This window comes from Streptomyces sp. BoleA5, assembly GCF_000373665.1.
In the GTDB taxonomy this organism is placed as follows: Bacteria; Actinomycetota; Actinomycetes; order Streptomycetales; family Streptomycetaceae; genus Actinacidiphila.
In genome coordinates this window covers 638,472-658,696 of sequence record NZ_KB892090.1, presented here as the reverse complement: position 1 = coordinate 658,696, position 20,225 = coordinate 638,472, and the positions used below count along the sequence as shown (strand labels likewise).

Sequence of the window (20,225 nt, the reverse complement as noted above, 5' to 3'; positions counted from 1 at the left end):
AGCGTAGACAATCGTCGTCATGAACAGTGCACGACGGCAGGCCACCCGGCAGCGGCTCTTCCAGGCCGCGGTCACGCTCATCGCCGAGCAGGGCTTCTCCGCGACGACCGTCGACGAGATCGCCGAGCGCGCCGGGGTGGCCAAGGGCACCGTCTACTACAACTTCGCCAGCAAGAACGAGCTCTTCGAGGAGCTTCTGCGGCACGGCGTGGGCCTGCTGACGGCCTCCCTGCGGGATGCGGGCGCCGACGTCACCGCGCGCGGCGGCAGCCACGTGGACGCCATCGACGCGATGATCAGGGCCGGACTCGCCTTCATCGCGGAGTACCCGTCGTTCACGCAGCTGTACGTGGCCGAGCTGTGGCGGACCAACCGTGCCTGGCAGGACACGCTCATGGTGCTGCGCAAGGAGGCGGTCGCGGTCGTGGAGCAGACGCTGCGCGACGCGGTGGAGGCGGGCGAGCTCTCCGAGGAGATCGACGTGCCGCTCACGGCGGCCGCGCTCTTCGGGATGGTGCTCGTCGCGGCGCTGGACTGGCTGTCCTTCCAGCCCGAGCGGTCGGTCGACGACGTGCACGCGGCTCTGTCGCGGCTCCTGCAGGGACGGGTCGCGGGGCACGCCCGCGCCTGAGCGCCGCACGGTGGCGCGCCGCCCCGGCGCGAGCCCGATCCCCCGTCGGGCCGTTCCGGGACGGCGCTCCCCCGTGCACCCCCGCTCCGGCCGGGCGTCGCAGCCGTTCCGCCGCCCCGTGTCGGCGGTGCCGGTGCCGTGCCCTTCCGTTGCCTCCACCTTGGCGTCCGGGCCGGTCCGCGCTCATCCGCGCAGCTACTCAAGTGGGGGTCTGAGTACGGATACTCATCCCCGCGTCGTATCACTCAAAGGCGGCGGCGCCTTTCCGGGGGTTCGGTAGCATCACGGCCCATGTCGGTACTTCCGCTCGTGTTCACCAGCGGCTGGGCGAGCGGGATCAACGCCTATGCCGTGGTCTTCCTGCTGGGCCTGATGGGCGTCACGGGGGTCAGCGACGAGGTGCCGCCGGCGCTGGAGCGCACCGATGTGCTGGTCGTCGCGGGGATCCTGTTCCTCTGCGAGGCGGTCGCGGACAAGATCCCCTACGTGGACACCACGTGGGACGCCGTGCACACGGCGATCCGGCCGGTCGCCGGAGGCGTGGTGGCGGCCCTGCTGGCCGGACAGGACGGCTCGCTCCCGCAACTGGCGGCAGGCGCGGTCGGCGGGACGACGGCGCTGGTGAGCCATCTGGTGAAGGCCGGGCTCCGGCTGGGCGTCAACACCTCGCCGGAACCCGCGAGCAACATCGTGATCAGCCTGGCGGAGGACGCCGGCGTCGCCACGATCATCGTCTTCGCGCTCTTCCACCCGGTGGCCGCGGCCTGCGTCGCGGCCGTGCTGCTGGTGCTGGGCATCATCCTGGTGATCTTCATACTGTCGCGGATCCGCCGTGCCTGGCAGCGCTGGAGGGCCCGAAGGGAACGCCGCAAGGCCGGTCGCGGCGTTGTCGGTGGCTGGGGCTAGAGTCCCCTTCATGGCACGGATTGCGGTGATCGGCGCGGGGATGGGCGCCATGGCTGCCGCCGCCCGGCTCGCGATCGGCGGGCACCGGGTGGCGGTGTACGAGCGCGCCGCCACCCACGGGGGTGCGGTGCGGCGGCTGGAGCGCGCCGGCTTCGGGTTCGACACGGGCCCCGGTCTGCTGCACCTGCCGGCGGTCTACCGCGACCTGTTCGTCAAGACCGGCCGGGAGAGCCTGGAGGACAGCGTCACCCTCACCCAGGTCGACCCGGCGAGCCGCCACGTCTTCTCCGACGGCACGTCCGTGTCGCTGCCCAACGCGTCGCGCGGCGGGGTCGTCGCGGCCCTGGACGCGGCGCTCGGCACCGGCGCGGGCGAGCGCTGGAGCGAGCTGCTGGTGCGGGCACGGGAGGTCTGGGACGCCACACGCCGCCCCCTGCTGGAGGACGCGCTCGCGGGCGACCCGTCCGCGCTCGGCCGCGACCCGTATCCGGCGCCCGCCGTACGCCGGGGGCTGTTCCGGCGCGGCGCACCCGTCCTGGCCGACGTCGGCCGGCGTGAACTGGACGATCCGCGGCTCGCCGCGCTGCTCGGCTCATATGCCCTGGCGTACGGCTTCGACCCGCGTACCGCGCCCGCGAGCGCCGCCGTGCTGCCGTACATGGAGCAGACCTTCGGCAGTTGGTACGTGCGCGGCGGCATGCGAGCGCTGGCCGACGCCGTGCACGCGCGGTGCGTGGCACGAAGAGTGGAGTTCCACTTCGGGACCGCGGTCACGGGGATCGTGGAGAAGGACGGCCGCGCGGCGGGCCTCGAACTCGCCGACGGCACAAGGGTGGAGGCCGACACCGTGGTCGCCGGTGTCGCGCCGTGGCTGCTGCCTCCGCTGCTCTCGCACGGCGCCGGAGGCGCCTGGCCCGCCGACCGGGTGTGGGACGGAGTCGACCCCGGCCGCCGCTGCGAGGGCCCCGGGCGCCTCACGGTCTGCCTGGCACTGCGCGGGGCCCGGCCCTCGGACACCGCGCACCGTACGGTCGTGCACACCGCGGACCCGCGGGCCGAGGCGGCCGCCGTGGCAAGCGGCGAGCTGTACGACAGCCCGACGGTCACGGTGCTGCGCCCCGACGACGACACCCTGCGGCCCGACGGCGCCTCGGAGTCGGTCACGCTCGGCGTGACGGTCCCACCCCACGGCCCCTCGGGGGTGGACTGGCGTGCGCCGGGCCTGGCCGAGCGCGCCGCGGACGCGGTGCAGGCGGTCGCGGCCGCGGTGCTGCCCGATCTGACGGACCGCCTGCTGTGGCGTGCCGTGCACACCCCCTCCGACACCGAGGAGGAGACCGGCACCCCGGGCGGCCGGCTCCCCCGCCCCGCCCTGGCCGGCGCGGACGGGGCACACCTGCACCCCGGCAACCGGCTGCTCGTCCCGGGTCTGTACCTGGTGGGCGGCTGGTCCCACCCCGGCGGCGGCCTCGCCCACACCGGCATGTCCGGTGCCATCGCCGCCGACCTCGTCATGGGCGGTCCGGGCGGCAGCCGCTGAGCCCCGCGCCGGTCTCACGGCCCGCGGCCCGTCGCCGCGGGCTGCCGGCCTCCCGGCCGGAGCGGACCGGCTCCGGCTGAAGGGCCCGGCGTCGGGCGCTAGTTGTAGCGGTAGGGGTCGTACTGGTCGTACTGCCCCTGGCCCTGCTGCTGCGTCTGCTGCTGGCCCTGCTGGTCGTAGGAGTTCTGCTGCTGCGGGGCGTAGGGCTGCTGCTCGCCGCCCTGCTGCGGCACCCACACACCGCCCGCCGGGGTGTCGTAGCCGTACTGCTGCTGAGGGGCGCCCTGCCCCTGGTACGGATCCTGGTAGCCGCCCGTGTAGTTGCCGTACGCCGTCTGCTGCTGCTCCCAGCCGCCGGTCTGCTGCTGCTGGCCGTAGGCGTCGTACGAGGCGGCGGCGGGCTGCTGTTGCTGCTGGCCGCCGTTCCAGTCCCCGTAGCCGGTCGTGGCGTCGTAGCTCTGGTAGCCGGCGCCGGCACCCGCGTACGGGTCCTGGGCGTAGTTCGGCTGCGGCTGCCCGTCGTACATCGGGTACTCGCCGCTCTCCTCGTGCAGGGGCATGGGCTGGTAGACCTGCGTGGAGTCCGTCCCCGCGGGTGCCGCGGCGGCCTGGCCGGCGGTGGCGTAGCTGTCGTAGGACTGCCCGACGCCCGCACCGGCCGGGGCCTCGTTCCCGGGCTCCTCGTACGGCGCCGACAGGCCGTCGGCCGACGGCTCTTCGTGCTGCGCGCCCCGGCCGCGGCGGCCGGCGGCACGGCGCGGCAGCGGCGGTGCGTCGTCGTCCTCGTCGTCGTCGGCGCCCTCCTTGGGAGACCGCAGCGCCCAGCCCTCGACGAAGCCGCGGCGGTAGGAGAGCGTGACGAAGGTCTGGCCGGCGCCGAAGGCGAGCGCACCCACCACGATGACGAGGACCGAGGGCAGATAGACGCCCAGGACGACTCCGAGGAATCCCGCGAAGGCCAGCAGGCGCCACCTCAGCCGTGCCTTGTACTGCAGGAGCACTTCGCCGAGCAGCCACAGCGCGACCACCCCGAAGGCGATGTAGAGCACTGTGTAGGCCATGAGCGCACTTCCTCACCGTTCACCGTCGTCGGCCAACAGGGGCGGCTGGTCCGCCCTCACGACCTCTGGTGCAGTCCCAGATTCTCGTAGATTTCCAACGACGCCGTGGAGTGATTGAGGGTAATGAAGTGCAGCCCCGGGATGTCCTCGGCCATCAGCCGCCGGCACATCTCCGTCGCGTACTCGACCCCGATCGCCCGCACCGCGGCCGGATCGTCCTTGACCGCGAGGATACGGTCCGCGAGCTCCTGCGGGAAAGGCGCGTTGCCGAGCTGGGCGAAGCGCTCGATCTGCCGCACGTTCGTGACCGGCATGATCTCGGGGATGATCGGGGTCTCGCAGCCCGCCTTCCCGACCCGGTCACGCAGGCGCAGGTAGTCCTCGGCGTTGAAGAACATCTGGGTGATGGCGTAGTCCGCGCCCGCCCGGCACTTGTCGACGAAGTGACGCGTATCACTTTCCCAGTCGGCCGAGCGGGGGTGCATCTCCGTGAAGGCGGCGACTCCCACGCAGAAGTCGCCCGACTCCTTGATGAGCCGCACCAGTTCGTAGGCGTAGTCGACGCCTTCCGGGTGCCGCTGCCACTCCCCCATGGGGTCGCCGGGCGGGTCCCCGCGCAGTGCGAGCATGTTGCGGATGCCGGCGTCCGCGTACTGGCCGATGATGTTGCGCAGCTCGGCGATGGAGTGGTCGACCGCCGTCAGGTGGGCGACCGGGGTCAGGGTGGTGTCGGAGGCGATCCGCTCGGTCGCCCGGACGGTGCCCTCGCGCGACTTGCCCCCGGCGCCGTAGGTGACGGAGACAAACGTCGGGCCGACCGCCTCGATGCGGCGGATCGCGTTCCACAGGGTCCGCTCGCCCTTCTCGGTCCTCGGCGCCATGAACTCGAAGGAGTACGAGCGCTCACCGGAGGCCAGCAGCTCACGAATGGTGACCGCATGATCGGTCCTGGTGGAGGCGGTTCCGAGGGCCATGCGCCTCAGGCTAGCGGCGAGAGCTGGGCCGTCCCAACAGGCGACGCCCAAATGTCCACCCCTTGGACATCCAGCGCTCGCGGCGCGAGACGGCCCCGCGGGGCGCCGGGCAGCCGTACGCCACCCGGCCGGCGCGGGCACCCGCCAGGGCCTCGCTCACTCGTCGTACGCGCGCACCCGCTTGGCCAGCTCGGCCGCCGCGGCACCCGGGTCCTCCGCCTCCGTCACGGCCCGTACGACCACGATCCGGCGGGCCCCGGCGTCGAGCACCTGCTCCACGTTGGCCAGGTCGATCCCGCCGATCGCGAACCACGGCCGGTCCGTGCCCAGCCCCGCGGCGTACCGGACCAGGCCGAGTCCGGGCGCGGGCCGGCCCGGCTTGGTCGGGGTGGGCCAGACCGGCCCGGTGCAGAAGTAGTCCGCACCGGGCTCCGCGGCGGCCGCGGCCGCCTCGTCCTCGGAGTGGCAGGACCGCCCGATGATCACCTCGTCGCCGAGGATCGCGCGGGCGGCCGGCACGGGCAGGTCGCCCTGGCCCAGGTGCAGGACGTCCGCCCCGGCGGCGTGCGCCACGTCGGCGCGGTCGTTCACCGCGAGCAGCCTGCCGTGGCGGCCGCACTCCTCCGCGAGGACCGCGAGGTACTCCAGCTCCTCACGGGCCTCCAGACCCTTGTCGCGCAGCTGGATGACGTCCACCCCGGAGGCCAGCACGGCGTCCGCGAAGGCCGCGAACTCCGCCAGGCCGCCGCGGCTCCGGCGCGCGTCCGTGCACAGGTAGAGCCTGGCATCGGCGAGCTGGGCGCGGGTGGCGCTGCTCGTGCTGGTGCTCGTACTGCCGCTCGTGCTCGTACGCGTGCTCATGCGGGCGGGATCCCCTCGGTCGGCTGCGTCGGTGGCGGGTCGTGCGGTCAGACGGCGAGCGCCTGGGCGCGCCGCTTCACCTCGGTGCCGCGGTTCTCGCGCAGCGCCTGGACGGGGGTGCCGGGCAGGCTCTCGTCCGGGGTGAACAGCCACTCCAGGGCCTCTTCGTCGCTGAACCCGTCGTCCTTGAGGACGGTGAGGGTGCCCACGAGGCCCTTGACGATCTTCTCCTCGCCGATGAAGTCGGCGGGGATCATCAGCGCCCGGTTCTCACCGCGGCGCACGGCGATGAGCTGGCCCTCCTTGATGAACTGGCGGACCCGGGTCACCTCCACGCCCAGGCGTTCGGCGACGTCGGGGACGTACAGCCAGGAGGGGACGAGGGAGTCAATCTTTGCGTCGATCTCGGTCACAGGACAAGCGTGCCATCCCGGACCGACACCATGGAACCGCTCACGCCCCCCGTTGCTCCGTCCTGACGGGTCCGCCACGCCCCGCCGACGCCGCGGCGGCCCGTCCGGCACGGCCCCGCGGCTCAGACGACCGCGGCCCGCAACTGGACCGCGGGGTCGGCGGCCAGGGTCTCGTCGAGGCGGGCGCCGCGCGCGATGAGCTTGCGGGCCTGCGCCAGGTCGCGGGGCCGTCCGACGGCGAACAGGGCGACCAGTTGGCCGTCGCGCAGCCACAGCACCGACCAGGCGGTGCCGTCGGGGTCGCCGCGCAGCAGCATGTGGTCGGAGTCGACGTGGTGTCCGGCGTACTGCACGAAACGCCCGAACTGCTCCGACCAGAAGTAGGGGACGGGGTCGTAGGGCTCGTCGCCGCCCAGGATGTTCGCGGCGGCCGTGCGCGGCCCCTGCACCGCGTTGTCCCAGTGGTGGATCAGCAGCCGCTCCCCGTACCGCGCCGACGGGAAGGACGCGCAGTCCCCCACGGCGTACACCTCCGGCACCGAGGTGCGCAGCCGGTCGTCGGCGAGGACCGAGCGGTCCGGCCCCAGCTCGACCCCGGAACCGGCCAGCCATCCGGTGGCCGGCCGGGCGCCGATCCCGATGACGACCGCCTCGGCGGCGAGCACGCTGCCGTCGGCCAGCCGCACCGCGCCCGGCTCGACGGAGGAGACGACCGCGCCGGTGCGCAGCTCGACGCCCTCCTCCGCGTACCAGCCGCGCATCCGCTCGGCGATGTGCGCGGGCAGCACCCCGGCGAGCGGGCGGTCGGCCGCCTCGACGACGGTCACCTCGCACCCGGCATGACGTGCCGCGGTGGCGAACTCGGCGCCGATCCAGCCCGCGCCGACCACCACGACCCGGTTCCGGCCCTCCAGCACCGGGCGCAGCGCGGTGGCGTCGTCCAACGTGCGCAGCACGTGCACGCCCGGCGTGCCCTCGCTGCCGGGGAGCATGACGGGCTCGGCGCCGCTGGCCAGCACGAGCTTGTCGTACGCGACCGGGCCGCCGTCGGTGAGGACCTCCCGTTCGCCGACGCTCAGGGCGGTCGCGTGCCGCCCGAGCAGCAGCTCGACGCCGATGCCGGCGAAGTCGACGTCCAGCGCCGGGCCCTCCTCGGCGCCGAAGAGCACGCCCTTGGACAGTGGCGGCCGGTCGTAGGGGGCGTGCCGCTCCGCGCCGATCAGCGTGATCGTCCCGCCCCACCCCTGCTCGCGCAGGGACACGGCGGTCTGCACCCCGGCCATCCCGGCCCCTACGACGACGACGCGCTGCTCGCTGCTGGTGGTCACGCGATCACCGTAACGCCGCGGGGGCGCCGCCCGCCGGTACCGGTGCCCTACTCGCCGCGGATGGTGCGTACTAAGGTGGGTCGGGAGCACTCGCGGGAGCCCGGCGCACCGGGCTGAGAGGGCGGCTGGAGCGGCCGCCGACCGTACGAACCTGATCCGGGTCATGCCGGCGAAGGGAGGAGCGGGACATCATGCACCGTCATGACGTCGTCGTGATCGGCGGCGGGATCATCGGACTGGTCACCGCGTGGCGGGCCCGCCGGCGCGGCCTGCGCACGGCGGTCGCGGACCCCGAACCGGGCGGCGGGGCCGCCCAGGTGGCCGCGGGGATGCTGGCCCCCGTGACGGAGGTGCAGTACGGCGAGCAGGCGCTGCTGGAGCTCAACCTCGCGGCGGCGCGGCGCTATCCGTCCTTCGTGGCCGAGCTGGAGGAGACCACGGGGCTCGACGTCGGGTACCGCACCTGCGGCACCCTCGCCGTCGCCCTCGACGCCGACGACCGCGCGCAGCTGCGCGAACTCCACGCCTTCCAGCAGTCCTTGGGTCTGGCCTCGGAGTGGCTCGGCGGCCGCGAGTGCCGCCGGCTGGAGCCCATGCTCGCCCCCGGCGTGCACGGCGGGCTGCGGGTCGACGGCGACCACCAGGTCGACCCGCGGCGGCTGGCGGCGGCGCTGGTGCGCGCCTGCGAGCTGTCCGGGGTGGAGTTCCACCGGTCGCGGGTGGCGCGGGTGGAGGTCGCGGGCGACCGCGCGCACGGGGTCGTCCTGGAGGACGGCACCCGGATCGCCGCGGGGCAGGTGGTGCTGGCGGCCGGCAGCCTCAGCGGCCGTATCGAGGGGCTGCCCGCACGGGTGCTGCCGCCCGTACGGCCGGTGAAGGGGCAGGTGCTGCGGCTGCGGGTGCCCCCGGCCTACGCGCCGTTCCTGTCGCGGACGGTACGGGCCGTGGTGCGCGGCGGCCACGTCTACCTGGTGCCGCGCGAGAACGGCGAACTGGTCGTCGGCGCCACCAGTGAGGAGATGGGCTGGGACACCACCGTCACCGCCGGCGGGGTGTACGAACTGCTGCGCGACGCCCACGAGTTGCTCCCCGGCATCACCGAACTCCCGCTGACCGGGACGCAGGCGGGGCTGCGCCCCGGCACCCCCGACAACGCCCCGCTGCTCGGCCGCGGCGCGCTGGACGGACTGGTGCTCGCCACCGGCCACCACCGCAACGGCGTGCTGCTGACCCCGTTGACCGGCGACGTGATGGCCGAGGTCCTCACCGGCTCGGAGGTCCCCGCGCAGGCCCGGCCCTTCTCCCCCGACCGTTTCGCCCTCCAGGAGCAGCACGCATGACCGCGCCCGTCCTTCTCTCCGTCTCCGTCAACGGCGAGGCGCGCGAGGTCGCCGAGGGCGTCACCCTCGGCGGCCTCGTCGCGACCCTGACCGCCGCCCCGTCCGGGGTGGCGGCCGCGCTCAACGAGACCGTCGTCCCCCGCGCGCAGTGGCCGGCGACACCGCTGCGCGACGGTGACCGCGTCGAGGTCCTCACCGCAGTCCAGGGAGGCTGAACCCATGGCCGACGACCCGCTGACCATCGGCGGCACCACCTTCGACTCCCGGCTGATCATGGGCACGGGCGGTGCGCCCAGCCTGGAGATCATGGAGCAGGCGCTGCTCGCCTCCGGCACCGAGCTGACCACGGTCGCCATGCGGCGGCTGGACCCGACGGTCAAGGGCTCCGTGCTGACCGTGCTGGCCCGGCACGGCATTCGCGTGCTGCCGAACACCGCCGGGTGCTACACCGCCGGCGAGGCCGTGCTCACCGCCCGCCTGGCGCGGGAGGCGCTGGGCACGGACTGGGTGAAGCTGGAGGTGATCGCCGACGAGCGCACCCTGCTGCCCGACCCGGTGGAGCTGCTGGACGCGGCCGAGACACTCGTGGACGACGGCTTCACGGTGCTGCCGTACACGAACGACGACCCGGTGCTCGCCCGGAAGCTGGAAGACGTGGGCTGCGCGGCGATCATGCCGCTGGGCTCGCCCATCGGATCGGGGCTCGGCATCCGCAACCCGCACAACTTCGAGCTGATCGTCGAACGGGCGACGGTGCCGGTGGTCCTGGACGCGGGGGCGGGCACGGCCTCGGACGCGGCCCTGGCGATGGAGCTGGGGTGCGCGGCCGTCATGCTGGCCTCCGCCGTCACCCGTGCGAGGGAACCGGTGCTCATGGCGGAGGCGATGCGGCACGCCGTCGAGGCCGGGCGCCTGGCGTACCGGGCGGGACGCATCCCCCGCCGCCACCACGCGACCGCGTCCTCCCCCGCTGTGGGCCTCGCCACGTTCGACCCGGAGCGGCCCGCCTTCGGCGCCCCCTGACCGGCGGCCCGGCGCGCGGCCGCGACCTGCGTGGAACCCCCGGGCCGGGGCCGCGCCCGAACGGGAGACCCCCGCCGCGCCGGGTCACGGGGCGGTTGCGGTACCGCACGGGTGGGGTACAACCTGGGCGCGTTAGCCCAGAAGGGTCATGTCGGCACCGTAAACTGCACCTTCGTGGACAGGACGACGCTTCGGGACCCGCTCGTCGGGCAGACGCTCGACGGCCGCTACTGGGTGGAGTCCCGGATCGCGGTCGGCGGCATGGCGACCGTCTACCGGGCGCTGGACACCCGCCTGGACCGGCTGCTCGCCTTGAAGGTCATGCACCCCGCCCTCTCCGCCGAGCCCGGCTTCGTGGAGCGCTTCATCCGCGAGGCGAAGACCGTCGCCCGCCTCGACCATCCCAATGTGGTGCAGGTCTACGACCAGGGCACCGACGGGACCTACGTCTACCTGGCCATGGAGTACATCGCCGGGTGCACCCTCCGCGACGTGCTGCGCGACCGCGGCGCGCTGCCCGCCCGCGCCGCGCTGGACATCCTGGAACCCGTGCTGGCCGCGCTCGGCGCGGCGCACCGGGCGGGGCTGGTGCACCGCGACATGAAGCCGGAGAACGTCCTCATAGGGGACGACGGCCGCGTCAAGGTGGCGGACTTCGGCCTGGTCAGGATCGCGGGCACGCACACGGACACCTCCACCAGCGGGGTGCTGGGCACGGTCTCGTACATGGCGCCGGAGCAGGTCGAGAACCTCACGACCGACGAACGCACCGATGTGTACGCCTGCGGGGTGCTGCTCTACGAGATGCTCACCGGCGCCAAGCCGCACGGCGGCAGAAATCCCGTCCAGGTGATCCACCAGGTGGTGAACGAGGACGTGCCCGCCCCGTCCGCCGCCTCCCCCGGGCTGCCCCCGCAGCTGGACGCGCTGGTGGCCGAGGCCACGGCGCGCGTCGCCGCGCGGCGTCCGGCCGACGCCGCGGAGCTGCTGAGGCGGCTGCACGCGGTACGCCAGGGCATGACGCCCGAGCAGCTGGACCTGATGCCGCCGGCCGCACGCACCCCCGCTCCGGCCCCGGCCGCATCTGCCGATTCCGAGGAACCGACGACGGTGGTGCACCGCACCGCGCGCCTGGAGCTGTCGCCCGAGCCGACCCGGCGGCAGCCCCGGGTGGGCTCCCGGCCGGCGTCGCGGTCCCGGCGGCGTCCAGGGGTGATCGCGGTCGTGACGACCCTGCTGCTGATCCTCGGGGTCGGCGCGGGCATCTGGTACATCAACGACGGGCAGTTCACCAGGACCCCCGCCGTCGTCGGGCTGCCGCAGGCGCAGGCGGAGCGCCAGCTGCGCGACGCCGGGCTGCGGGTCGAGGTCGTCGAGGCCTTCGACCCGACCATGACCAGGGGAAAGGTGGCCTCCACCGACCCGGGTACCGGCGAGCGCATCCGGGACAACGGCACGGTGACGATCACCGTGTCCAAGGGCCCGGAGCGGGTGACGGTCCCCGGCGTCGTGGGCGAGGAGCTGGCCGAGGCCAGGCGTCGGCTGAAGGCCGCGGGCCTGAGCCCGGGAACCGTGTCCCGGGAGTTCAGCGACGAGGTGCCACAGGGCCGGGTCATCTCCACCGACCCCGGCTCGGGCGCCAGCCGGCGGCCGGACTCGGCCGTGTCGCTGGTGGTGAGCAAGGGCGTGCCGGTCGACGCCCCCGACCTGCTCGGGCAGCCGCTGGCGGACGCCCGAGCGCGGCTGGAGGAGGCCGGCCTTCGGGTGAAGGTGGACCCGCGGCGGGTCTTCTCCGACCAGGCGGACGAGGGCGCGGTCGCCCGGCAGACACCCGGCGCGAACACGCGGCTGGCGGCCGGGGACACGGTCACGCTGACGATCTCCAAGGGCCAGGAGATGATCGGGGTGCCGGACGTGGAAGGCTTGGACGTCGACGAGGCGAAGGCGAGACTGGAGGCCGCGGGCTTCGACGTCCGCGTCATCCAGTTCTTCTTCACCGGCCAGGTCAACAACCAGTCGCCCGCCGGCGGCACCGAGGCACCGAAGGGCAGCACGATCACACTGTGGGTGCGATAGCCACGTCAGGGAGCGGCGCCGCCGCGCTCCGCAACCCCGTCGGCGGCCATGTCGCGGTGGCCGGCGGTCTGGCCGCCACCGGGCTGGCGGAGGCCGCGCGGATGGGTGCCGAGACCGTGCAGGTCTTCGTCGCCAACCCCCGCGGGTGGGCTACCCCACCCGGCAGTGCGCGGCAGGACGAGGAGTTCCGCGAGCACTGCGCCACGCGGGGCGTCCCCGCGTACGTCCACGCGCCGTACCTGATCAACTTCGGCTCGCACACCGCGGCGACCGTCGACCACTCGGCCGACTCGCTGCGCCACTCGCTGCGCCGGGGGCGGGCGATCGGAGCGCTGGGCACGGTCGTGCACACCGGGTCGGCGACCGGCGGCCGTTCCAGGGCCACGGCGCTGGCACAGGTGCGGGAGCGGATGCTGCCGCTGCTGGAGGAGCTGACGCACGACGACGACCCGTGGCTGCTGCTGGAGCCGACCGCGGGCCAGGGGTTCTCGCTCTGCTCGCTCGTGGAGGACCTGGGCCCTTACTTCGACGCGCTGGACCACCACCCGCGGCTGGGCGTCTGCCTGGACACCTGCCATGTGTTCGCGGCCGGGCACGACCTCGCGGCGCCCGGCGGGGTCAAGGCGACGCTGGACGAGCTGGTGGCGACGGTCGGCGAGGGGCGGCTGAAGCTCATCCACGCCAACGACTCCAAGGACGTCGCCGGCGCCCACAAGGACCGCCACGAGAACATCGGCGCCGGTCACATCGGCGCCGCAGCCTTCGGGGAGCTGTTCCGGCACCCCGCGACGGAGGGCGTGCCACTGATCGTGGAGACGCCGAACGGCGGCCCCGAGGGCACCGGGATGGCCAGCGACGTGGCCGTGCTGAAGTCGCTGCGCCCGGCCTGACCCGTACGTGCGGGAATACCCCGGGGGGGTATACCGTTGAGGAGGGCGACAGGGCACGGCGACACCCGCACTCACCCCTGGGGGACACAGGATGCAGCACGTCGAGCACTCCCACCACGACCACCACGGCACCGCGCACCACGGCGGCGGACAGGCCGGCGGCCCGGCCTCCTGGGGCACCGCCGTCCAGGCCACGTTGCACTGCCTCACCGGCTGTGCGATCGGTGAGGTCCTCGGCATGCTGATCGGCACGGCCCTCGGCTGGCGCAACGTCCCGACGATGGCCCTGGCGATCGTGCTGGCCTTCGTCTTCGGCTACTCGCTCACCATGCGCGGCGTGCTGCGCGCCGGTCTCGACCTGCGCAGCGCCGTGCGGGTGGCGCTCGCCGCCGACACCGTCTCGATCGTCTTCATGGAGATCGCGGACAACGGGACGATCCTGCTGTTCCCGGGCGCGATGGACGCGACGCTGTCGGACGCGCTGTTCTGGCTCAGCCTGGCGCTGGCCTTCGTGGTCGCCTTCCTGGTGACCACACCCGTCAACAAGTGGATGATCGGCCGCGGCAAGGGCCACGCGGTCGTGCACGGGTACCACTGATCTCGCGGCAGGGCCCGGCGGCTACAACTCCGGCCCGTCGCCGGGCTCCTCCTGGTACGAGTAGCGCTGCTCGCTCCAGGGGTCGCCGATGTTGTGGTAGCCGCGCTCCTCCCAGAAGCCGCGGCGGTCGGAGGTCATGTACTCCACGCCCCGGACCCACTTGGGCCCCTTCCAGGCGTAGAGGCGGGGCACGATCAGCCGGACCGGGAAGCCGTGCTCCGCGGTCAGCGGCTCTCCGCCGCGGTGGGTCGCGAATATCGACTGGGGGTCCGCGAAGTCCGCCAGCCGCAGGTTGGAACTGAAGCCGTACTCGGCCCACACCATGACGTGCGTGACGTCGGGCGCGGGCGGCGCCAGCCGCAGGATCTCGGCGGCGGAGACGCCGCCCCACTCGACCCCGAGCATGCTGAACCTGGTCACGCAGTGGAAGTCGCCCATGACCGTCGTGTACGGCAGCGCGGCGAACTCCTCATGGCCCCAGGCGCGCTTGCCGCCGTCCGCCGTGGCGCCGAAGACCTGGAACTCCCACCGCTCGGGCTTGAACCTGGGCACCGGACCGTAGTGGGTGACCGGCCAGCCCCGCTGGAGCCGCTGCCCGGGAGGAAGCTCCCCTTCGCGGCGTTCGGACTGACCCATGCGTCCATGGTGACAGACCTGATGCAGTGCTACCGACCAGCACCTGGGCAAAGTGCGACAACCCGGGTCAGCGGAGTAAGTGTGAACTTACTGGATCACCTCCACCGGCGGTGCGAAGATGCGCCCATCGTGTGGATTCCTCCCGAAAGGACGGGCTTGCCATGCAGGGCGACCCCGAGGTCATCGAGTTCCTGAACGAGCAGCTGACGGGCGAGCTGACGGCGATCAACCAATACTTCCTGCACGCCAAGATGCAGGAGAACCTCGGCTGGACGAAGCTCGCCGCGTACACGCGGCACGAGTCCTTCGACGAGATGAAGCACGCCGAGGTGCTGACGGACCGCATCCTGTTCCTCGAGGGACTGCCGAACTACCAGCGGCTCTTCCACGTCCGGGTGGGGCAGACCGTCACCGAGATGTTCCAGGCCGACCGGCAGGTCGAGGTCGAGGCGATCGACCGCCTCCGGCGCGGCATCGAGGTCATGCGAGCGAAGGGCGACATCACGTCGGCCAACATCTTCGAGGACATCCTCGCCGACGAGGAGCACCACATCGACTACCTCGACACCCAGCTCGAACTGATCGAGAAGCTCGGGGAACCGCTGTACATCGCGCAGCTCATCGAGCAGCCCGACAGCTGAGCGGACCGGCGGCCGGGACTCGGCCGTTCAGGCGGCGCCGGCGGCCGCGGGCAGCGGAGCCGTCACCGGCACCGGCAGCGCCGGCGGGACCGGCAGGGAGGCCGGCGCGGGGGCGGCGGGCACCGCGGGCGTGCCGGGGTTCACCCTGTCGAGCTTCGTACGGGTGGCACAGCCCTCGCCGCGGCCGAGAAGCGCCTGTATCCGGCGCACGCAGGAACCGCAGTCCGTGCCCGCCTTGCAGGCGGAGGCGATCTGGCGAGGGGTGCAGCGGCCGGCGTCCGCATGCTGCTTGACCTGCTCTTCGGTGATGCCGAAGCACGAGCAGACGTACACGCGGTTCTCCCCTCTCTCGATCCCGGCCTGAGGTTAACCTAACCTTACCCCGCCGGTGGAGTGGCTGAAAACCGACGAGGGGCGCGGATCGATGTGATCCGCACCCCTCTCAAGGTCCGCGACGTCCGTGACGGGACGGCCGCCGCTACTGGCCGCGGTACATCTCCGCCACCAGGAAGGCCAGGTCGAGAGACTGGCTGCGGTTGAGCCGCGGGTCGCAGGCCGTCTCGTAGCGCTGGTGCAGGTCGTCGACGAAGATCTCGTCGCCGCCGCCCACGCACTCGGTCACGTCGTCGCCGGTGAGCTCCACGTGGATGCCGCCGGGGTGGGTGCCGAGGCCGTGGTGCACCTCGAAGAAGCCCTTGACCTCGTCGAGCACGTCGTCGAAACGGCGCGTCTTGTGGCCCGAGGCCGCCTCGAAGGTGTTGCCGTGCATCGGGTCGCAGACCCAGGCGACCTGCGCGCCCGAGGCGGTGACCTTCTCCACCAGGTTCGGCAGCAGCTCGCGCACCTTGCCCGCGCCCATGCGCGTGATGAAGGTCAGCCGGCCGGGCTCGCGGTCCGGGTCCAGCCGGTCGATCAGCGCCAGCGCCTCCTCGGGCGTGGTCGTCGGGCCGAGCTTCACACCGATCGGGTTGCGGATCTTCGAGGCGAACTCGATGTGCGCGTGGTCGAGCTGACGGGTGCGCTCGCCGATCCAGACCATGTGGCCGGACACGTCGTACAGCCGGCCGGTGCGCGAGTCCACGCGGGTCAGCGCCGACTCGTAGTCGAGCAGCAGCGCCTCGTGGGAGGCGTAGAACTCGACGGTCTTGAACTCCTCCGGGTCCGCGCCGCAGGCGTGCATGAAGCTCAGCGCGCCGTCGATCTCCCGGGCGAGGGCCTCGTAGCGCTGCCCGGACGGCGAGGACCTCACGAAGTCCTGGTTCCAGGCGTGCACCTGCCGCAGGTCGGCGTAACCGCCGGTGGTGAAGGCACGCACCAGGTTGAGCGTCGCGGCGGACGCGTTGTACAGGCGCTTCAGCCGCTCCGGGTCCGGCACACGGGCCGCCTCGGTGAACTCGAAGCCGTTGACCGAGTCGCCGCGGTAGGTGGGGAGGGTCACCCCGTCCCGGGTCTCCGTCGGCTTCGAACGCGGCTTGCTGTACTGGCCGGCGATCCGGCCGACCTTCACGACCGGCACGGACGCGGCGTAGGTGAGGACGGCGCCCATCTGCAGCAGCGTCTTCAGCTTGCTGCGGATCTGGTCGGCGCCGATCTGGTCGAAGGCCTCGGCACAGTCACCGCCCTGCAGCAGGAACGCCTCACCACGGGCCACGGCCCCCAGGCGGTCGCGCAGCTGGTCGCACTCGCCTGCGAAGACGAGCGGCGGATACGACTCGAGGTCCGCGATCACTTCGCGCAGAGCCTCGGGGTCGGGGTACTCAGGCTGCTGCGCCGCGGGCAGTGAGCGCCAGGTCTGGCGCCCGGCGTGGGTTTCAGCGTTCACGGTCACGAAGCCCACATTACGGGGTCGTGTCCGTTCCTTTGCGCACCGGACCAGAGGATGAGACGACCGGGTGACTCCGGCGGAGCCCCCTCCGGCCCGCCCCGGGCGGGCCTCCGGGGCGCGGACGGCGTGCCCTTCCAGGGCCCTTGCGCCGGCGCCGCCCGGCGCGCGGTGACAGCGCGTCCGGCCCGTGCGCCTGCCGCCGGGTCCACCCAGTGAGACGCCCACCGGCCGGGGCATAGGCTGCCCCGCACACCGCAGCCACCGCGGAAGGGGGGCCGCCGCCATGCCGACGCCGTCCGAGGCGTTCGCGTACGTCGGACCGGCCGACATCCGCGCCGCCGTGGTGCGGCCCGGTGCGACGGGCCGGACGGTGCGGTCACCGGACGGCCTCCGGGAGTGGCTGGACGGCACCGGACCGGCCGAGCGCGAGGAGCCGTTCACCTACGTCGTCGACCTGACCGGCACCCTTCTGCTCGCGCCGCGCCGCAGCGAGCACGTGGCATGCGCCGGTGGCGGCCCCGTGCTGGCCGCGGGGGAGATCACGTTCGCAGCGGGCGAGGACGGTGGATGGGAGGTGACCGAGGTCAGCAACCAGTCGACCGGCTACTGTCCCGACCCCGAGGCGTCCTGGCCGGCCCTGGCGGAGGCCCTCGACCACGCGGGCCTCGCCCGCCCCCGGTGGTTCACCCAGGCGGTCGTCTTCCGGCACTGCCCGCGGTGCGGCGAGCGCAACCTGGTCAAGGACGGCGACTTCACATGTGCCCTGTGCGAATCGCCGCTTCCGCCACGGCCCGGCCGCTGAGGACGAGCGCCCACCCCAGGCAGCCCAGCGCGCCCGTGCACAGGAGCGTGCGCACCAGGTTCCAGCGGACCCAGGCCGCCTCGAACCGCTCGCGCACACCGGCGGCGTCGGCGAGGCCGCCGGGGTCGCCCGCCGCGTCCAGCCGGTCGTTCAGCGGGATGCTGACGCCGAAGGTGACGGCGAGCACCGCCAGGTAGAGCACGGTCGCGGCGATCACCCACGGGAGCGGTCCGCGGCCTCCGTCCCGCAGGCAGAGCACCACGGCGCCGGCGCACAGCAGCAGCGAGCCGCCGAAGACCAGCAGGAACCAGCCGTTCTGGATGGCGGCGTTGATGCGCTGCATCGCGTCGACGAGCGTGCGGTCGGCCGCCTTGGCGAGACCCGGCATGACGGCGACGGAGAAGGCGAAGAACAGCCCGGCCATGAGGCCGACGGCGACGGTGGCGGCGACGAGGACGGCGTCTCGGGAAGTCATGCGTTCAGTGAAGCCGCGCCGCGTGAGACGGAACATGGCCCGAACGCTCCGCCCCATACGCGAGCGTCCACAGGGACCACACGGAAAACCTCGTGCGGAACCGAACGGGACCGGGATACCGTGCCGCACATGGGTTGCACCTACTACATCAGGCTGCGCCGGGCATAGCCGCGGCGCTCTTCGCCGCGGCATCGGGTCCATCGTCGGAACCTCTTATGTCGCGGAGTGCACACCCATGCCTCACCACCGGTCCATGGTGGGTGGCCGACACGAGCTCGGCCAGAACTTCCTCACCGACCGCACGGTCATCGCCTCCATCGAGGCCCTCGTCGCCGCCACCAGCGGGCCCATCGTCGAGATCGGCCCCGGCGACGGCGCGCTGACCCTCCCCCTCAGCCGCACCGGCCGCCCCCTCACGGCGGTGGAGATCGACCCCCGGCGCGCACAGCGCCTCCAGCGGCGGCTCCCGCGCGGAGCGCACGTCGTCAACACCGACGTCCTGCGCTACCGCTTCCCGCGCGAACCGCACGTGATCGTCGGTAACCTGCCCTTCCATCTGACGACCACCATCATGCGGCGCGTCCTGGCCGCCGACCGGTGGGATTCCGCGGTGCTGCTCGTCCAGTGGGAGGTCGCCCGCCGCCGTGCGGGCATCGGCGGCGCCACCATGCTCACCGCCTCCTGGTGGCCCTGGTACGACTTCGCCCTCCACTCCCGCGTCCCGGCACGCGCGTTCCGCCCGGCGCCCTCCGTCGACGGCGGCCTGCTCACCATGAGCCGGCGCCCGGAGTCCCTCGTTCCCGGCGACCGCCACGCGTATCAGGCGTTCGTCCAGCGGGTGTTCACCGGCCCGGGGCGCGGCCTGCGCGAAGTCCTCGCCCGCACGGGCCGCTTCGACCGTGCGGCACTGCGCGACTGGCTCCGCGCCGAGCGCGTGCCGCCGTACGCCCTGCCCAAGGACCTCACGGCAGCTCAGTGGGCGTCCCTGTGGCGACTGGTGCGGTGAGGTGAGTTGGCCGGGGAGCGGCGCATGCTGTGCGCATGCTGCTCCCCGTCGCCGCCGCGCCGATCGGGTGCGTCGAGGCCGTGAGCATCACCGCTGACATGGTCCCCCGGCCGCGCACCGTGCCGGGGGACACGATCGACGTCTGGGTCGAGGACGAGGCGCGGAGCGTCCTCCACCTGCTCGGCGAAGTGCCGGAGGGCGAGCGCGCCCGGTGCTTGGTGCCGGGCTACGGGCTCCGCGCCCACAGCGCCCACGAGGTCCTCTTCGAGGTCGCCCTCTGCTTCCGCTGCGAGGGCGCACCGCTGCTCGGCCCGCTCGTGCCCGCGGAGTTGCGCGGCGTACAGGCCTTCGACGCCGGCAGCGCACCCTGCCGGGAGCTCCTGCGCCGCTTCCAGGAGGCGGCGGCTACAGCCGATCGATCCCGCTGAGATCGATGTCCACGGCGAACGGCACGGACACCTTGAGGCGGTCGTGGTGGATGCCGGTGGCGACGTAGGCGCCGGTGGCCGGCTCCCGTTCGAAGACGTAGACGACGGGGAGCCGGCCCTCGCCGCCCTTCTCGACCCGCCAGAAGTGCGGGATGCCCGCCTCGGCGTACAACTGCGGCTTGCGCTTGCGGTCCCGCTCCTCGGAGTCGGGCGATACGACCTCGACGACCAGCACGGCGTCGGCCGCCTGGTACCCGGTCTCGTCGGCCGCGTCGCTCGCGGCCTCCGCGCGCACCAGGACGAGGTCCGGCTCGGGCCGGTTGCGCGTGTTCAGCACGAGGCTCATCTCCCGCCGTACCCGAAGGGTCTCCGGGGCCGTCGCCCGCAGACCCTGCTCCAGCAGGTACACGGCCAGCGAGTGGAAGCTCTTCTGCGGGCTCACGAACACCAGGCTCCCGTCGATCAACTCCGTGTGCGGCGGGAGGTCGGGAATGCGGTCCAGGTCGTCCGAGGTGAAGCCGCCCCGCGGCGGAATCGCCCAGGCCGGCAAGGGTTCGGCGGTCATGGTTCCTCCCATGGACGGGATTCTGGACGCATCCCCGAGAGTACCGGGGACGTATGCCCCGCGATGCCCCGAAAGCGTGAGACACGACCGTCGCATCGTGGGCGCATGCGTTAGGGTGCGGAGCATGTACGCGCAGCAGACGCACCTGCAGTGGTGGTGGACCGCGGATCCGGCGGCCCACTAGCAGCGCGTACGCACAGCCAGAC

At 73.1% G+C, this 20,225-nt stretch carries 23 protein-coding genes and 1 riboswitch; of the genes, 13 read left to right on the top strand and 10 right to left on the bottom strand.

The genetic code is table 11. The features are described from left to right. Nucleotides 1-19: 19 nt before the first annotated feature. The 3 genes from B085_RS0103085 to B085_RS0103075 all read left to right on the top strand — a co-directional run bounded on the left by B085_RS0103085 (nt 20) and on the right by B085_RS0103075 (nt 3,077). Nucleotides 20-631, top strand: coding sequence for a TetR/AcrR family transcriptional regulator (locus tag B085_RS0103085; RefSeq protein ID WP_018557094.1), 612 nt, complete (start codon nt 20-22; stop codon nt 629-631). A gap of 291 nt (nt 632-922) precedes the next feature. After that, nucleotides 923-1,537 (top strand): DUF4126 domain-containing protein, encoded by a 615-nt coding sequence (locus B085_RS0103080; RefSeq protein ID WP_018557093.1) that lies wholly within the window; start codon nt 923-925, stop codon nt 1,535-1,537. 10 nt (nt 1,538-1,547) lie between these two features. Further along, nucleotides 1,548-3,077 carry a phytoene desaturase family protein gene (locus B085_RS0103075; RefSeq protein ID WP_078619719.1) on the top strand — a complete coding sequence of 510 codons (1,530 nt, stop codon included), beginning with the start codon at nt 1,548-1,550 and terminating at the stop codon, nt 3,075-3,077. Between the two features lie 98 nt (nt 3,078-3,175). Here B085_RS0103075 and B085_RS0103070 read toward each other — a convergent pair whose 3' ends face one another. The 5 genes from B085_RS0103070 to B085_RS0103050 form a co-directional block, all read right to left on the bottom strand. Next, nucleotides 3,176-4,138 (bottom strand): hypothetical protein, encoded by a 963-nt coding sequence (locus B085_RS0103070; RefSeq protein WP_018557091.1) that lies wholly within the window; start codon nt 4,136-4,138, stop codon nt 3,176-3,178. Nucleotides 4,139-4,194: 56 nt separating this feature from the next. Then, a complete protein-coding gene (metF, locus tag B085_RS0103065; RefSeq protein WP_018557090.1) occupies nt 4,195-5,112 on the bottom strand; it encodes a methylenetetrahydrofolate reductase [NAD(P)H] in 918 nt (305 codons plus the stop codon). A gap of 156 nt (nt 5,113-5,268) precedes the next feature. Then, the gene (gene thiE, locus B085_RS0103060; RefSeq protein ID WP_018557089.1) at nt 5,269-5,973 is read right to left on the bottom strand and encodes a thiamine phosphate synthase; all 705 of its coding nucleotides are present in this window, start codon (nt 5,971-5,973) and stop codon (nt 5,269-5,271) included. Between the two features lie 47 nt (nt 5,974-6,020). After that, nucleotides 6,021-6,386, bottom strand: coding sequence for an Rv2175c family DNA-binding protein (locus B085_RS0103055; RefSeq protein ID WP_018557088.1), 366 nt, complete (start codon nt 6,384-6,386; stop codon nt 6,021-6,023). Nucleotides 6,387-6,508: 122 nt separating this feature from the next. Continuing rightward, nucleotides 6,509-7,714, bottom strand: a complete 1,206-nt coding sequence (locus tag B085_RS0103050) for an NAD(P)/FAD-dependent oxidoreductase (RefSeq protein WP_018557087.1) — start codon at nt 7,712-7,714, stop codon at nt 6,509-6,511. 82 nt (nt 7,715-7,796) lie between these two features. Then, nucleotides 7,797-7,910, top strand: a riboswitch (TPP riboswitch). Here B085_RS0103050 and thiO point away from each other — a divergent pair. The 6 genes from thiO (at nt 7,906) to B085_RS0103020 (ending at nt 13,641) form a co-directional block, all read left to right on the top strand. Then, entirely contained in the window at nt 7,906-9,054 is a 1,149-nt protein-coding gene (gene thiO, locus B085_RS0103045) for a glycine oxidase ThiO (protein ID WP_018557086.1), read from the top strand. It overlaps the preceding riboswitch by 5 nt. After that, nucleotides 9,051-9,269, top strand: coding sequence for a sulfur carrier protein ThiS (gene thiS, locus B085_RS0103040; RefSeq protein ID WP_018557085.1), 219 nt, complete (start codon nt 9,051-9,053; stop codon nt 9,267-9,269). Before thiO ends, thiS begins: the two co-directional genes overlap by 4 nt. A gap of 4 nt (nt 9,270-9,273) precedes the next feature. Continuing rightward, entirely contained in the window at nt 9,274-10,077 is an 804-nt protein-coding gene (locus B085_RS0103035; RefSeq protein ID WP_018557084.1) for a thiazole synthase, read from the top strand. Nucleotides 10,078-10,251: 174 nt separating this feature from the next. Continuing rightward, entirely contained in the window at nt 10,252-12,153 is a 1,902-nt protein-coding gene (pknB, locus tag B085_RS0103030; RefSeq protein WP_018557083.1) for a Stk1 family PASTA domain-containing Ser/Thr kinase, read from the top strand. Then, nucleotides 12,141-13,043 carry a deoxyribonuclease IV gene (locus B085_RS0103025; RefSeq protein WP_018557082.1) on the top strand — a complete coding sequence of 301 codons (903 nt, stop codon included), beginning with the start codon at nt 12,141-12,143 and terminating at the stop codon, nt 13,041-13,043. Before pknB ends, B085_RS0103025 begins: the two co-directional genes overlap by 13 nt. Before the next feature lie 91 nt (nt 13,044-13,134). Next, on the top strand, nt 13,135-13,641 hold the full coding sequence (locus B085_RS0103020; RefSeq protein WP_018557081.1) for a DUF4396 domain-containing protein: 507 nt from the start codon (nt 13,135-13,137) through the stop codon (nt 13,639-13,641). Nucleotides 13,642-13,662: 21 nt separating this feature from the next. Here B085_RS0103020 and B085_RS0103015 read toward each other — a convergent pair whose 3' ends face one another. Next, nucleotides 13,663-14,277, bottom strand: a complete 615-nt coding sequence (locus B085_RS0103015) for a sulfite oxidase-like oxidoreductase (protein WP_018557080.1) — start codon at nt 14,275-14,277, stop codon at nt 13,663-13,665. Nucleotides 14,278-14,438: 161 nt separating this feature from the next. Between B085_RS0103015 and bfr the strand changes: the two genes are divergently transcribed. After that, the gene (gene bfr / locus B085_RS0103010) at nt 14,439-14,918 is read left to right on the top strand and encodes a bacterioferritin (RefSeq protein ID WP_018557079.1); all 480 of its coding nucleotides are present in this window, start codon (nt 14,439-14,441) and stop codon (nt 14,916-14,918) included. 27 nt (nt 14,919-14,945) lie between these two features. On the opposite strand, the gene B085_RS0103005 is transcribed toward bfr, so the two are convergent. Then, the gene (locus tag B085_RS0103005) at nt 14,946-15,251 is read right to left on the bottom strand and encodes a (2Fe-2S)-binding protein (RefSeq protein WP_018557078.1); all 306 of its coding nucleotides are present in this window, start codon (nt 15,249-15,251) and stop codon (nt 14,946-14,948) included. A gap of 145 nt (nt 15,252-15,396) precedes the next feature. Beyond that, complete coding sequence (locus tag B085_RS0103000) at nt 15,397-16,746, bottom strand: class II 3-deoxy-7-phosphoheptulonate synthase (protein WP_026250624.1); 1,350 nt, start codon at nt 16,744-16,746, stop codon at nt 15,397-15,399. Nucleotides 16,747-17,026: 280 nt separating this feature from the next. Between B085_RS0103000 and B085_RS0102995 the strand changes: the two genes are divergently transcribed. Further along, a complete protein-coding gene (locus B085_RS0102995) occupies nt 17,027-17,545 on the top strand; it encodes a hypothetical protein (RefSeq protein ID WP_018557076.1) in 519 nt (172 codons plus the stop codon). Here the strand turns inward: B085_RS0102995 and B085_RS0102990 are convergent. After that, nucleotides 17,496-18,020, bottom strand: coding sequence for a DUF1772 domain-containing protein (locus tag B085_RS0102990; RefSeq protein ID WP_037731124.1), 525 nt, complete (start codon nt 18,018-18,020; stop codon nt 17,496-17,498). The two genes, B085_RS0102995 and B085_RS0102990, sit on opposite strands and share 50 nt — an antisense overlap. Before the next feature lie 253 nt (nt 18,021-18,273). Between B085_RS0102990 and erm the strand changes: the two genes are divergently transcribed. After that, nucleotides 18,274-19,026: a 23S ribosomal RNA methyltransferase Erm gene (erm, locus tag B085_RS0102985; protein ID WP_018557074.1), complete on the top strand. Its 753-nt coding sequence runs from the start codon at nt 18,274-18,276 to the stop codon at nt 19,024-19,026. Nucleotides 19,027-19,061: 35 nt separating this feature from the next. Continuing rightward, entirely contained in the window at nt 19,062-19,454 is a 393-nt protein-coding gene (locus tag B085_RS41005) for a hypothetical protein (RefSeq protein WP_037731122.1), read from the top strand. On the opposite strand, the gene B085_RS0102975 is transcribed toward B085_RS41005, so the two are convergent. Further along, nucleotides 19,432-20,019, bottom strand: coding sequence for a Uma2 family endonuclease (locus B085_RS0102975; RefSeq protein ID WP_018557072.1), 588 nt, complete (start codon nt 20,017-20,019; stop codon nt 19,432-19,434). The two genes, B085_RS41005 and B085_RS0102975, sit on opposite strands and share 23 nt — an antisense overlap. Between the last annotated feature and the right edge of the window lie 206 nt (nt 20,020-20,225).